13 protein-coding genes are annotated in these 12,760 nt (G+C 65.4%); 8 read left to right on the top strand and 5 right to left on the bottom strand.

What is annotated here, in order from left to right; translation table 11 throughout:
- Positions 1-93: 93 nt before the first annotated feature.
- The 4 genes from MLE27_RS12955 to MLE27_RS12940 all read right to left on the bottom strand — a co-directional run bounded on the left by MLE27_RS12955 (position 94) and on the right by MLE27_RS12940 (position 2,447).
- Positions 94-339, bottom strand: coding sequence for a hypothetical protein (locus MLE27_RS12955; RefSeq protein WP_243312502.1), 246 nt, complete (start codon positions 337-339; stop codon positions 94-96).
- A 149-nt stretch (positions 340-488) separates the two neighbouring features.
- Positions 489-1,166, bottom strand: a complete 678-nt coding sequence (locus tag MLE27_RS12950; protein WP_243312501.1) for a CBS and ACT domain-containing protein — start codon at positions 1,164-1,166, stop codon at positions 489-491.
- Positions 1,167-1,411: 245 nt separating this feature from the next.
- Positions 1,412-1,831, bottom strand: coding sequence for a hypothetical protein (locus MLE27_RS12945; RefSeq protein ID WP_243312500.1), 420 nt, complete (start codon positions 1,829-1,831; stop codon positions 1,412-1,414).
- A gap of 142 nt (positions 1,832-1,973) precedes the next feature.
- Positions 1,974-2,447, bottom strand: coding sequence for a hypothetical protein (locus tag MLE27_RS12940; RefSeq protein ID WP_243312499.1), 474 nt, complete (start codon positions 2,445-2,447; stop codon positions 1,974-1,976).
- Between the two features lie 671 nt (positions 2,448-3,118).
- Between MLE27_RS12940 and MLE27_RS12935 the strand changes: the two genes are divergently transcribed.
- The 8 genes from MLE27_RS12935 to MLE27_RS12900 all read left to right on the top strand — a co-directional run bounded on the left by MLE27_RS12935 (position 3,119) and on the right by MLE27_RS12900 (position 11,497).
- Positions 3,119-3,991 carry a LytR/AlgR family response regulator transcription factor gene (locus tag MLE27_RS12935; RefSeq protein ID WP_243312498.1) on the top strand — a complete coding sequence of 291 codons (873 nt, stop codon included), beginning with the start codon at positions 3,119-3,121 and terminating at the stop codon, positions 3,989-3,991.
- A 48-nt stretch (positions 3,992-4,039) separates the two neighbouring features.
- Positions 4,040-5,968: an acetate--CoA ligase gene (acs, locus tag MLE27_RS12930; RefSeq protein WP_243312497.1), complete on the top strand. Its 1,929-nt coding sequence runs from the start codon at positions 4,040-4,042 to the stop codon at positions 5,966-5,968.
- A 23-nt stretch (positions 5,969-5,991) separates the two neighbouring features.
- Positions 5,992-6,525: a PAS domain-containing protein gene (locus MLE27_RS12925; protein WP_243312496.1), complete on the top strand. Its 534-nt coding sequence runs from the start codon at positions 5,992-5,994 to the stop codon at positions 6,523-6,525.
- Between the two features lie 70 nt (positions 6,526-6,595).
- A complete protein-coding gene (locus MLE27_RS12920; protein ID WP_243312495.1) occupies positions 6,596-7,300 on the top strand; it encodes a Bax inhibitor-1/YccA family protein in 705 nt (234 codons plus the stop codon).
- 61 nt (positions 7,301-7,361) lie between these two features.
- Positions 7,362-8,429, top strand: a complete 1,068-nt coding sequence (locus MLE27_RS12915; RefSeq protein ID WP_243312494.1) for a tetraacyldisaccharide 4'-kinase — start codon at positions 7,362-7,364, stop codon at positions 8,427-8,429.
- A gap of 199 nt (positions 8,430-8,628) precedes the next feature.
- Positions 8,629-10,656, top strand: a complete 2,028-nt coding sequence (locus MLE27_RS12910; RefSeq protein WP_243312493.1) for a methyl-accepting chemotaxis protein — start codon at positions 8,629-8,631, stop codon at positions 10,654-10,656.
- A 15-nt stretch (positions 10,657-10,671) separates the two neighbouring features.
- On the top strand, positions 10,672-11,160 hold the full coding sequence (locus MLE27_RS12905; RefSeq protein WP_243312492.1) for a chemotaxis protein CheW: 489 nt from the start codon (positions 10,672-10,674) through the stop codon (positions 11,158-11,160).
- A gap of 145 nt (positions 11,161-11,305) precedes the next feature.
- Positions 11,306-11,497, top strand: coding sequence for a hypothetical protein (locus MLE27_RS12900; RefSeq protein WP_243312491.1), 192 nt, complete (start codon positions 11,306-11,308; stop codon positions 11,495-11,497).
- A gap of 110 nt (positions 11,498-11,607) precedes the next feature.
- Here MLE27_RS12900 and MLE27_RS12895 read toward each other — a convergent pair whose 3' ends face one another.
- A complete protein-coding gene (locus tag MLE27_RS12895) occupies positions 11,608-12,738 on the bottom strand; it encodes an aminotransferase class V-fold PLP-dependent enzyme (RefSeq protein ID WP_243312490.1) in 1,131 nt (376 codons plus the stop codon).
- Positions 12,739-12,760: the final 22 nt, after the last annotated feature.

Here is a 12,760-nt window from a genome sequence, read left to right as displayed (position 1 = left end):
GGGGTTACCACGCGGTGCTCTACGGAATTTAAATATGCTCCGCCCGGCGGGGGGGGGGGGGGGGGCCCGAAGCGGTTCCCGGCGGTGGGAAGCCTAGTCGCGGCAGGCGCCGTGCCAGGCCACCAGGCTGAAGGGTGTGTAGTTGTTGTCGGGGTCCTCGGCGTAGCGGCAACCCAGGGGAGATTCCTCCTCGGTTTGGCGGATCATGCGCGGGGAACCCTTGAAGTAGACGCATTCGTTGTTGTTGCAGACCAGGATCATGCCCCAGCCGCTTTCCGGGGGGCCGAGCCATTCGCTCATGGCCTGGCCGCAATGGGGGCAGTTGCGCTTTTCGAGCATGGAAGTCTCCTTGAGGATGAATGGAGCATACGCGGGTGCGTGCCCAGTGAACTATGACGCGCGGGCCGCAAGTCAAGCCCGCAGGATGCGCAAACCCCCGGCGCTCCAGGCATGGAGCGCCGGGGGCGTTTTCGTTGCGTTGCGCCGGGCTAGGCGACGATGGGCTTGAGGTTGTCGCGCACCCAGTAGAGCAGGGTGTACTTCTGGCCCAGTTCGTCCACCATGCGGGTGAGCACGGCCTTCTCGGGGTCGTGGATGCGGATGTAGACGTCGCGGTGGCCTTCGTCGGCGTGGGTGAAGCTGGTCAGCACGCTGATGATGCGGGCGTCGTATCCCTTGAGGTCGTCCATGACGGACTTGAGGCTGCCGGGGCTGTTGGGCAGGCTGAAGGCCAGCTGCACGCCGCCTTCGGTGATGCCGGTGATGTTCACCAGCACCTTGAACACGTCGGAGTCGGTGAGGATGCCCACGACCTTGAGGTTGTCGTCAACCACGGGCAGGCCGCCGAAGTTGTTGTTCATCATGAGCACGGCGGCTTTTTCCACGGTCTCCGAGGGCTTCACGGCCAGGGGGGTTTTGGTCATGATGTCTTTGACCTTGATCTCGGAGAGCAGGTAGTACAGCTCGTGCATGTCCAGCGATGTGGCCTTGGAGGGGGAGGCCTCCTTGAGGTCGCGATCGGAGACGATGCCCAGCAGGCGGTTGGAGTCGTCCACAACCGGCAGCCTGCTGATTTTATGCTCGCGCATGAGCTTTGAGGCCTTCATCATGGATGTCTCGGGCTGCACGCAGATAACGTCTTTGGTCATCCAGTCGCGGATAAGCATGGGAGTTCCTCTCTCGTTAATTGGCGAACTATCAGCTGTTTTGCATCCTTATAGAAAATGCGCGGGGAGGGCAACAGCCCCGTGGGGTGGGGCGAAAGGGTCCTCCTCTCGCAACGGGTGTCCGTCAATCCCGAACCAGCCGCTCGGGCGGGGGGATGAGCCAGGAAGAGCGTGGAAACGCTACGTCCGGCGTGCTCTAGAGATGTGCCCAAAATTTGTCCTGATGCTGCGGGGCCGTCTGCTTGTCATCTGAGGGTCTTGTTGATTTCATGCAGTTGCGCCGTGAGGCGATCGTACTCCGCCTGGTCGCAGAGCTTCAAAACGAGCATCTGGTGCAGCAGACGGATGACCGCATTGAGCTCGTTGTTGCTCCTCACGTGGGGGATTTTGCGCCGGATGGTGTCGAGCGCCTCTTCCGGGTGTGATTCGAAATAGGTCGTGTCCCCGATCATGTGGTGCGTATAGGCATGCTTGCACATGTAGTATTCATAGAAGGTGTCCATGTCGGGGCCGGACTCGGCGAACTGCCAGGAACGGACGCCGCTGCGCGTCCAGTCCCGGCAACGGGGATCGAGCCTGGTGTAGTTGGTCCGGCCGAGGCAACCGGAGAGGATCAGTGCGGCCAGAAGGAGAGAGGCGGAGGTGAGCAAGTGTCTTTTTCGCATTGTAACTCCAGATGAACGACAAAAATAGTATATTTTATATTTAATGTAAGTCAATGCGATTGTTGAGTGCAGCGTATCGTTCATTTGGGCGGCAACCGGCGTGGTGATCCCGACTGCCGCCCTGGCAAATCTGTCTCGGCGGCTAGCGTTGTTGCCATTCCTCCTTTGTGGGAGGGGCCACGCGCTCAAGCTGTGCTGGAGCTTCATACCCAGGCCAAGCAACCGATTGGGCCGCGATTTCATAGGGATTCCGCTCGTAGCCGTGTTTGGCTGCCTCCCAGAGATAGCCTGGTCGCGTCATCCCGTTCTTGTACTGGTCCGTATGAATCACTTCCTCAGTTAAGAGGCTTAGGTGATTTTCATCGTCTAACGGCCTGAACCCGTTCTTCATCCTGGAAGTGTCGATGTAGATATGATCCTCCAAGGTGATTCCGCCTTTGTCCGAAGGCATGTACCAAGGAGTCTCCCCCACATGGATCTTGAGCGAGTCCAGATCCGCATTCTCAAAAGGTGAGCCTTTCAGGCGTTCCCGGAGCCGTTCTTTCATTGCCGGAGAAAGGAATTCCCAATTCCTTCCTCGCACGGCGTCGCCCTCGGGGTCGTAGGGCTCGTTCATGGGGCCGGGTTCATTCTCCGGCACTATCCCTACCGAGCCCTGCCATCCCCTAGGACGGCCACCCACATTTGCCAGTAGGCCGGAGCGCCCAGTGCTTGCCACGTTATCCTGTTCGACGCCGTCGGAGCTATCGCTGCTCTTGAGCGACATCGTCACTGGATCGATTCGTGATGGATCAACTCCCATCAACCTTGCGTAGCCTCGTAATGTTTGCTCACGAGTCAGAGGAGGCCTGCCCATGGGATAGGCTCTAGCGGCTGCAACTCGTTTTGGTCAGTCAGTCCCAGGGCGACCGGATAAGGCGGTTCGCCAGTTGCTAAGGGGAGCCCGATAGGGGGTTGCCCACCATGTTGGATCATGTTCCGGCGCCAATACGGGAAACCAGGAGATGACGACTCATCGTCATCCCAGGTTGAGCCGAGTAGAGAGTTTCCGAGGGTATTGAAAAGCATGGTATGCCTCCTTGATGTTTAGGAGGATTGTATGCAAGCGAAAATTAAAATCACCCCATATAGGGCTATGTGGGGAAATAGTTCTGAATTTTTTCATATCGTTCCCGATCCGCCCTTCCGTTCACCGAGGCCAAGCCGCCGCTGACCAAAGAGATTTCCCCCCGCCCTTGCCGCGCCGGGCCGGAGCCGCTATGACCTTTCCATGAGGGAGCCCCGCCCATGCCGCACGTGAAAACGCTCATCATCCACGCCGACCCGGCCGTGCGGGCCGGGCTGCGTCAGATCCTCGCGGGGGTGGACTTCCTGCGCGTGCTGGGCGAGGCGGCCACGGCCTTCGAGGCCATGGAGATGCTGGAGGCCATCCCCTACGGGGTGTTCTTCGTCGGGCCGGACCTGCCCGGCCCCACCTCGGGCATCGAGCTGGCCCAGATGCTGGCGGGCCGCCGCCAGCGCCCGGCCCTGGTCTTCGTGGCCCCGGACGAGTCCCAGGCCTACAAGGCCTTCGAGCTGGGCGCGGCAGACTACCTCATCTGGCCGGTGACGCCCCAGCGCCTGGAGCTGACCCTCACCCGGCTGCGCGGGCTCTCGCCCGGCTTCAAGGAGGTCCAGCCCGCCGGAGCCTGGCCCGAGGAGCGCTCCGCCAGCGCCCAGGACGACCAGCAGACCCTCCAGCTCCCCATCGAGGAGGACGAGGAAGGCCCCTTCATCTCCGCCCTCAAGAACGCCTGGGACCTGACCCTCAAGCGCAAGCCGGTGGACATCGAGAAGCTGCCCATCACACTGGACGGGCGCACCCTGCTCCTGCCGTACCCGCACATACTTTTCGTGGAGGCCTACGAGGACTACTCCTTCGTGCACACCGCGCAGCAGAAGTTCCTGACCTCCTACCGCCTGAAGAACCTGGAGGAGCGCCTGGCGCCCCACGGGTTCTTCAGGGTGCATCGCAAATTCCTCGTGAACCTGGAGGCCGTCACCGAGATCGCCAGCCTGCCCGGGGGCCAGTTCATGCTGCGCACCCAGGGTAAAACCCGCATCGAGCTGCCCATCAGCCGCCGCCGCATCGGCGAGCTGAAACAGGTTCTCGGCCTGTGACGCGCCCCCCGGCCGCCCCGCAGTATCGTCTGGCATCAGGAGCATCGTATGGAAACCGGCCTCGTCGATAGCCTTCTCAGGGAAGAACGGGTCTTCCGCCCACTGCCCCAGGTGGTGCGCGAAGCCAACATGGGCCAGAACGAGCTCAAGGCCGCCCAGAAGCTGGCGGACCTGGACTACCGCCTGTTCTGGGAGGAGCAGGCCGCCGAACTGGACTGGTTCGAGAAGTGGACGCAGGTCCTCGACGATACCACCCCGCCCTATTTCCGCTGGTTCACCGGCGGCAAGTGCAACCTGGTGCACAACGCGCTGGACCGCCACATCCACACGGTCAACAAGAACAAGCTGGCCATCATCTGGGAGGGCGAATCCGGCGAGTGCCGCAAGTACACCTATTACGAGCTCTTCCGCGACGTCTGCCGCTTCGCCAACGCCCTGCGCTCCCTGGGCGTGGGCAAGGGCGACCGCATCCTGATCTTCCTGCCGCCCCTGCCCGAGACCATCATCACCATGCTGGCCACGGCCAAGATCGGCGCGGTGCAGACCCTCGTGTTCGCGGGCTACTCCACCAAGTCCCTGCGGGAGCGCATCGAGAGCTGCCGCCCCAAGGTGATCGTCACGGCGGACGGCTTCTACCGCAACGGCCGGGTCATCAACCTCAAGTCCGTGGTGGACGAGGCCCTCTTCGGGGAGGACTGCGACTGCACCGAGTCCGTCATCGTGGTGCACCGCGCCGGCGTCGAGCTGGACATGGTGGAGCCGCGCGACCTGCGCTACGAGGACCTGCTGCGCCAGGAGCGCCCCCAGGCCCCCACCGAGGTCATGGACGCCGAGGACCCGCTCTTCCTGCTCTACACCTCCGGGGCCACGGGCAAGCCCAAGGGCCTGGTGCACACCCACGGCGGCTACATGGTGGGCGTGCATTCCACCTACCGCTGGGTCATGGACGTCAAGCCCACGGACCTCTACCTCTGCACGGCCGACCCGGGCTGGATCACCGGGCACAGCTACGTGGTGTTCGGCCCGCTCATGGCGGGAACCACGGTGGTGCTCTACGAGGGGCACCCGCTCTATCCGCAGGCTGACAGGCTCTGGAACATCGTGGCCCGCTACGGCGTGACCATCCTCTACACCACGCCCACGCTCATCCGCATGCTCATGCGCTACGGTGGGCAGTACCCGCGCCGCCACGACCTCTCCACCCTGCGCCTGCTGGGCAGCGTGGGCGAGCCCATCGGCCCCGAACCCTGGGTCTGGTTCCACAAGTACATCGGACGCAGCGAGTGCCCACTGCTGGACACCTGGTGGCAGACCGAAACGGGCATGTTCATGGTCTCGCCGCTGCCCATCTCGCTCTTGAAGCCCGGCAGCGCGGGGCGGCCCCTGCCGGGGGTGGACGTTGACGTGGTGGACCGCTCCGGCAACCCAGCCGGGCCGGACAAGGGCGGCTTCGTGGTGGTGCGCAAACCTTGGCCCGCCATGGCCCGCACCCTCTGGCACGACGACGAGGGCTACAAGAAGGCCTACTGGGAGAAGATCCCCGGGGTCTATTTCGCGGGCGACGTGGCCCGCAAGGACGAGGACGGCTACTTCTGGTTCCAGGGCCGCGCCGACGACGTGCTCAACATCGGCGGGCACCGCATCGGCCCCGCCGAGGTGGAGGCCGCGCTCACCGCGCACAAGGCCGTGGTGGAGGCCGCCGTCATCGGCGTGCCCGACCCCATCAAGGGCGAGGCCGCCAAGTGCTTCGTGGTGCGCGCCGAGGAGTGGCACAAGGACTTCGACTCGGAGGACGAGCTCATCAAGTCGCTCACCACGCACATCCACCGCGAGCTGGGGCCATTCGTGGCGGTGCGTTCCTTCGCCTTCCGCGATCGCCTGCCCCATACCAAGAGCGGCAAGATCATGCGCAGGCTCCTGCGCGCCGAGGAGACGGGCGCCGCCCCGGGCGACGTCTCCAGCCTGGAGGACGAGTAGGCCGTATCACGCCCGGAGGTAGTATGGACGAGCGGCAGACACCCACGCGGCAGGAGCTAGAGGCCGAGGTCGAGCGCCTGCGCCAGGCGCTCAGGCAGCTGGAGGCCGCCGAGGCGGTGCGCAAGAAGGCGCACGCCCGGCTGCGGGCCGAGTGCGAGGCCTTCCGTTCCGTGTTCGACGAAAGCCCCATCATGCAGATCTGGTTCGACAGGGAGGGCCATGTGCTGCGCGTGAACAAGGCCGCCATGGCCGCCGCCAGCCTGGACCATCCCCCGCAGGACTTCTCCGTTTTCACCGACCCCCAGCTCATCATGCTCGGCGTGCCGGGCTACTTCCGGCAGGCCCTGGCCGGGGCCATCGTGCGCATGCCGCGCTACGTCTTCAACGCCCACAGGACCCACGAGCCCGCCCAGGACCTGGACTTGGTCATGGAGACCGTGCTGTACCCGGTGTTCGGGGCGGACGGCGCGGTGGATTCCGTGGTGGTGCAGCACTTCGACGTCACCGAGCTGGCCAGGGCCCTGGCAGCCCTGGAGCAGTGGGAGGCGAAAGGGTGAGCCCTTGCATTCCGGCCCGACAGGGACTATCTGGAGCACAAACGCGAGATTCAACATAAGGAGCTTCGACATGTACAATGCCGCCAACGCTCAACAGTCGCTCTCCCGCGCCGAGGCGCTCAACGCCTTCATGCGCGGCGTGTACGGCTGGATGGCGGCCGGCCTCGGCCTGACCGCGCTGATCGCTGTCATGGTCGCGTCCAGCCCCGCCGTCTACAAGATCGCCTTCAATCCCGTGGTGCTCATCGTGCTCATCCTGGCCGAGCTGGGCCTGGTCGTGGGCCTCTCCGCCCGCATCAACCGCATGGCCTCCGGCACTGCCACAGGCATGTTCCTGGCTTACAGCGCCCTGAACGGCGTCACGCTCTCCAGCATCTTCCTGGTCTACACGGCCACCTCCATCACCTCGGCCTTCGCCGTGAGCGCGGGCATGTTCCTGGCCATGAGCGTGTACGGCATGGTCACCAAGCGCGACCTGACCAGCCTGGGCAGCTTCATGTTCATGGGGCTCATCGGCATCATCATCGCGTCGCTGGTGAACATCTTCCTGCAAAGCAGCGCCATGGCCTTCATCATCAACTGCGTGGGCGTGCTGGTCTTCACCGGCCTCACCGCCTACGACACCCAGCGCCTCAAGGACATGGGCGCCGCCGCCCCCATGGGCGACGCTACGGCCCTGCGCCGCGGCTCCATCCTGGGCGCGCTGACCCTCTACCTGGACTTCATCAACCTGTTCCTCATCATGCTGCGCTTCTTCGGCGGCAACCGCGACTAAGAAGACCAAGCGCCGGGGGGCCCCTCAGAGTGCCCCCCGGCCTCCCCGGCTTCATCCCCCCATGCAGGACATACTTCTCTGGCAACAACGGCTCCGGCCTTTGCTGACCCCCGTGGGCGCGGCGAACGCCCTTGCCGGGCGCATCAGGGAGGCCCTGCGCCGCAAAGGCCTGCCTCCCAGCTGGACGCCCCCGGCCCCGGCGGTGGGCGTGGGCTCCATCTCCTCCCTGGCCAGGGGCAAGATCATGCTCTCGGCCTGGCTGCTGGGCTGGGCCAAGGCCAAGGGGCTCACCCCGGCGCTGCTGACCGGGCCCGGCGACGGCGAGCCCGACGACATGCCCCTCTCCGTGCAGCCGGGCACGCCTCCGGCCCTGTGCGGCACCGACGCCGGGCTGCTCTCACAGTACCATCCCGAGGCGGTCATCCTGGCCGACGACAACCCCGTGCGCGCGGGCAAGTCCGCCTGGGAGGCCGTCCACCCGGACCTGTTCATCCTGCACGACCTGTTCTCCGACCTTTCCGTGCGCCGCAAGTGCGACATCGTGCTGCTTAGCCCCCACGACCTGGACAAGGGCTGGAACCGCGCCGTGCCCGCCGGGTTCTGGGGCGAGGGCGCAACGGCGCTCAACCGGGCCGGGGCCTTCGTGCTGCACCTCTGGCCCGACGAGCTGCCCCTGCGCGAGCCCCTGGCCAAGCGCAGGCTGGAGCGCTTCGCCAAGCCGGTGTTCACCGTGTGGCCCAAGATCTGGCAGCTTCGCGGCCCCGGCGGCGAGAGCGCCGAAAGCCTGGGGGGCGAGCCCTACATGCTGGTGGCCCCGCACTCCAGCCAGGACGTGGCCGCCAAGGCCGCGCAACAGTTCCTGGGCCTGCCGCCGAGGCTGCGCGTGGCCTTCCCCGACGGGCACCGCTTCTCCCCGCAGGACCAGCAGCAGCTGGCCGCCGACGCCGCCCGCATGAAGACCCCCCACGTGCTGGCCACCCCCGAGGCGGCCCTGCGCCTGGGCGGGGTGTCCGGGCGCACCCTCTGGACCTGGGACCCGGAAGTGGTCCTCGGCCCGTGCCTGCTCACGGGCGCTCGCTTCACACCCTGGTGGGAGAACGCCTGGGTGGACATCCTGCACGGCTCCTGAGCCCTCTTGATCGCCTCCTGATCCGCTCGATCCCGTCTGATCCCGCCTGAATCCTCCTGATTTCGTCGGGCCCGGCCCTCCATCAGTTTCTTCAGGTCTTTAGCCGCTGGACTATAGAACGGCTTTTCACTATTTATTACGCCAAGGCGCTATTTTGGCTGTCCACAATATAAGAATTTTTACAATAAAGGATGTATCTATGCGCAACTTGAAACTCGGGGTGAAGATCGGCCTGGGCTTCGGCGTACTCATACTGATAGCCGGGCTGCTCGGCGGCATGGCCATGTGGAACATGCTCTCGGTGGGCAAGCAGGCGGACCGCCTGGCACTTGAAGTGGCCCCGCAGGTGACCGTGGCCGGTGAAATCGAGCGCTCCGTGCAGGAGACCATGCTCAACACCCGCAGCTACGGGCTTACGGGTGAAGCGCGTTACTGGGAGTTGAGCCTCAAGGGCTTCGACGCGGTGGAAAAGGGCCTGTCCGCCGCAGCGGAACTGGCCAAGAAATATCCCGGCCTGACCCAGCTCAAGCAGAACACCGAAAAAGCCGCAGCCGCTTTCGGCGAGTACAAGAAATATACGATCCAGACCAACGAGCTGGATAAAGCCCAGTCGGCCAACCGGCGCAGCATGGAGGCCGCGGCCGCGGCCTTCGTCAAAAACGCCGACGACTTCTACTCCAGCCAGCGCGACGCCGGCATCACGGACATCGACGCCAAGGCTGATCCGTCGATCCTCAAGGAACGGCTGCGCAAGCTGGACATCATGGAGGACGTCATCATCGAAGGTACGGCGATCCGCATCGCCAACCTGAACTCCATCGCAAGCCGGGACCCCAAGCACGTCAAAGAAGCCTTCGGCCATTTCGATGCCATCCAGAAGAACCTGGACATCCTCCGCCCCATGACCCGCCGGGAGGAGAATATTCGGCAGTTGGAAGGGCTGAAAAAGGCCCTCGAAACCTATAGGGAGACCATCGCCGTCACCATCCGCAACATGGAGCAGGCAGAGGAGCTGGCCAAGAAGCGCACCCAATACGCCGAGGCCATGCTCGCCGCGGCCAACGCCACGGCTGCCGAGGGCGTGAAGCTCACGCAGGATGCGACCACCGCCGCCTCACAGAGCCTTTCCACGGCGTCGACGGTCATGGCCGTGGGCCTTGCCCTGGCTCTGCTGCTGGGCGTGGTTGTGGCCATCGTCATCACCAGGGGCATCACCGGCCCGGTGGTCAAGGGCGTGGCCTTCGCCCAGAAGATGGCCGAAGGCGACATGACCCAGGAGCTCGACGTGGACCAGAAGGACGAGATCGGCGTGCTGGCCGACTCCCTGCGCACCATGGTGCAGCGCCTGAGCGAGGTCATGGGCGAGGTGGTGGAGGGGGCCAACAACGTGGCCTCGGGCAGCCAGCAGCTTTCGGCCACGGCGGAGTCGCTCTCCCAGGGCGCTTCCGAACAGGCCGCAAGCGTGGAGGAGGTCTCCTCCTCCATGGAGGAGATGGCCTCCAACATCCAGCAGAACGCCGACAACTCCCTCCAGACCGAGGCCATGGCACTCAAGGCCGCCAGGGACGCCGAGGAAGGCGGCCAGGCCGTGATCCAGACCGTGGGGGCCATGAAGCAGATCGCGGAGAAGATATCCATCATCGAGGAGATAGCCCGCCAGACCAACCTGCTGGCGCTCAACGCCGCAATCGAGGCCGCCCGCGCGGGCGAGCACGGCAAGGGCTTCGCGGTGGTCGCGGCCGAGGTGCGCAAGCTGGCCGAGCGCTCGGGCCACGCCGCGGCCGAAATATCGTCGCTGTCGTCTGAATCCGTGGCCGTGGCCGACAAGGCGGGGCAGATGCTTGGGGCCATCGTGCCCGACATCAAGAAGACGGCCGAGCTGGTGCAGGAGATCGCGGCGGCCTCCAAGGAGCAGAACGCCGGGGCGGACCAGATCAACAAGGCCGTGCAGCAGCTGGACCAGGTGATCCAGCAGAACGCCTCAGCCTCGGAGGAGATGGCCTCCACCTCGGAGGAGCTCTCCAGCCAGGCCGAGCAGCTTCTGGCCACGGTGGGCTTCTTCAGGCTCAAGAACACTGCGCAGCGCAGGGCTCCCAGGGCGCTGCCGTCCATGGGCATGACGGCGCGCCCCGGCGCGGCCGCGCGCAAGGCCGCGCCAGCCCGAAAGGGAGTGGAGCTGAACATGGGGCCGGAGACCCACGGCGACGACGATTTCGAAAAATTCTAAGCCCGGGAGCGCGAAGTGAGCGACAGCACCAATCAGTATCTGACCTTCACCCTCGGGGAGGAGGTGTTCGCGCTGGACATCGCCTCGGTGCGCGAAGTCCTGGAGCTGACCCCCATCACCAAAGTGCCGCGAACCCCGGAGCACATCCGGGGCGTCATCAACCTCAGGGGCCGCGCCGTGCCCGTGGTGGACGTGCGCCTCAAGTTCGGCATGCCGGCCGCCGAGAGCACGGTGGACACCTGCATCATCATCGTGGAGGTCAACCTCGGCGGCGAGCAGGCCGTGCTGGGCGCGCTGGCCGACTCCGTCCAGGAGGTCATGGACATCGAGCCCGGGGACGTTGAGCCCGCGCCGCGCATGGGCACGTCCGTCAGGGCGGACTTCATCAAGGGCATCGGCAGGCATGGGGAGAGCTTCATCATCCTGCTGGATATCGACCGGGTGTTCACCGAGGAGGAGCTCGCCCAGCTGACCTCGGCCGGGGACTGCGCCCAACCCGGCTGACGACGGGCGCATCCGTAGAATACGATCCGCCCGGCTCCGGCCGGGCGGATTTTTCGCTGACAGGCCTAAACTTCGGAAGGATGAGGCCGATAAGACTGTTACGGCCAGGTGCGCTCAGCGAACGCGGCCGGATGCGAGGTCACACATGTCGAACAAACTGGGATTCGAAACACCCGTGCAGCAGGGCTTGGCGGTCAACCAGCTCATCCTGCAATACTTTTCCGCGGCGGCCCACAAACGCTCGGCGGAATTTGAGGCCCAGGCCAGCGTCACCAACACCACCAACTCCCTGATGATGGAGGTCTTCAAGGGCCTCATCGCCAGCCGCAAGGTCTGATCGCAGGTTCGCGTTCAGGTTCCGGGCGGGGGAGTCCCCGGCTAAAGGCAACAAAGGCCCCCGCGGCGGTGTGTACCGCTGCGGGGGCCTGTTCATTTTTCGAATGCGCGCTAAGTGGAGAGGTTGCGCGCCAGGGCGTTGGTGAAGAGCTCCACGTCGCGGGCGTTGGCGAAGAGGTGCGGGGCCAGGCGGATGACCGAGCCGCGCGCGCTGGCGAACACGTTCTGGTAGACCATGCCCTGCACCACGGGTTTGGCCAGGCGGTTGGTCAGTTTGAGGCCAATCATGTGCGGGGCGCGCTCCGCCTCGGGCACGGGCGTGAGCCCGAACGCCTGCCCCATGACAGCCAGCCGCGCGACCACCGGCTTGAGGGAGGCGGCCACGTTCTCCACGCCCCAGGAGGCGATGAGCTCAAGCGCCGTGGAGGCCATGGGCATGAGCGCGAAGCTGCTCACCTCGCCCATGTCGAAGCGGCGCGCGCCGGGGCGGTAGCCGTCGCGGTATTCGGTCAGGCGGGAGAAATCCTCGCTGCCCTCGCGGTTGAGCCAGTTCTCCTCCAGGGGTTCCCCGCCGCGCCACTTGGCGTCCAGGTAGAGGTAGCTCACGCCGTAGGGGCCCAGCAGCCACTTGTGGCCCGAGGCGGCCAGCACGTCCGGGCGCACGGCGGCCATGTCGAAGGGCATGGCCCCCAGGGACTGCGTGGCGTCCACCACCAGATGCGCGCCCACGGCGTCGCAGGCGGCGCGCACGGCGGCCAGGTCGAACACGGTGCCGTCGGTCCAGTGGCAGTTGGGCAGGGCCACCAGGCCCACGTCCGGGGTCACGGAAGCCAGCACCGCGTCGGACCAGGTTCCCTCCTTGGGGCGGGGCACGGCCCGCACGCGGCCAGGGGCCATCTTCAGCCAGGGGTACACGTTGGAGGGGAACTGCTCGTCGAGCATCAGCACGACGCGGTCCTCGGCCAGGGGCAGGTTTTTGGCGGCCACGGCCATGGCGTAGGATACGGCGGGCACCAGGGCCACGCCCTCGGGGTCGCAGCCGAGCACGGCGGCGAAGGCGGCGCGGGTGCGTTCCGGGCCGCTGATGAAGAGCTCGGGGGGGAGCTTCCAGGGAGTGCGCTTGAGCGCCACGGCCTCGCGCCCGGCCTGCTCCACGGGGGCGGGCAGGGGGGAGGTGTAGGCGCAGTTGAAGTAGACCACGTCGTCGGGAATGCCGAAGAGTTCTCGCTGGTTGGGAATCATGAGGCCTCCTGTTTGCGCTGGC

This window comes from Fundidesulfovibrio agrisoli, assembly GCF_022808715.1.
GTDB classification, from domain to species: Bacteria; Desulfobacterota; Desulfovibrionia; order Desulfovibrionales; family Desulfovibrionaceae; genus Fundidesulfovibrio; species Fundidesulfovibrio agrisoli.
The sequence above is the reverse complement of the archived record's forward strand: the minus strand, read 5'-3'. Positions and strand labels throughout refer to the sequence as shown.

Coding starts and splice junctions, on each gene's coding strand:
- MLE27_RS12895 (WP_243312490.1), bottom strand. CDS start 12,738: ATGATTCCCAACCAGCGAGAACTCTTCGGCATTCCCGACGACGTGGTC.
- MLE27_RS12940 (WP_243312499.1), bottom strand. CDS start 2,447: ATGAACGAGCCCTACGACCCCGAGGGCGACGCCGTGCGAGGAAGGAAT.
- MLE27_RS12955 (WP_243312502.1), bottom strand. CDS start 339: ATGCTCGAAAAGCGCAACTGCCCCCATTGCGGCCAGGCCATGAGCGAA.
- MLE27_RS12925 (WP_243312496.1), top strand. CDS start 5,992: ATGGACGAGCGGCAGACACCCACGCGGCAGGAGCTAGAGGCCGAGGTC.
- MLE27_RS12935 (WP_243312498.1), top strand. CDS start 3,119: ATGCCGCACGTGAAAACGCTCATCATCCACGCCGACCCGGCCGTGCGG.
- MLE27_RS12920 (WP_243312495.1), top strand. CDS start 6,596: ATGTACAATGCCGCCAACGCTCAACAGTCGCTCTCCCGCGCCGAGGCG.
- MLE27_RS12950 (WP_243312501.1), bottom strand. CDS start 1,166: ATGCTTATCCGCGACTGGATGACCAAAGACGTTATCTGCGTGCAGCCC.
- acs (WP_243312497.1), top strand. CDS start 4,040: ATGGAAACCGGCCTCGTCGATAGCCTTCTCAGGGAAGAACGGGTCTTC.
- MLE27_RS12945 (WP_243312500.1), bottom strand. CDS start 1,831: ATGCGAAAAAGACACTTGCTCACCTCCGCCTCTCTCCTTCTGGCCGCA.
- MLE27_RS12915 (WP_243312494.1), top strand. CDS start 7,362: ATGCAGGACATACTTCTCTGGCAACAACGGCTCCGGCCTTTGCTGACC.
- MLE27_RS12900 (WP_243312491.1), top strand. CDS start 11,306: ATGTCGAACAAACTGGGATTCGAAACACCCGTGCAGCAGGGCTTGGCG.
- MLE27_RS12910 (WP_243312493.1), top strand. CDS start 8,629: ATGCGCAACTTGAAACTCGGGGTGAAGATCGGCCTGGGCTTCGGCGTA.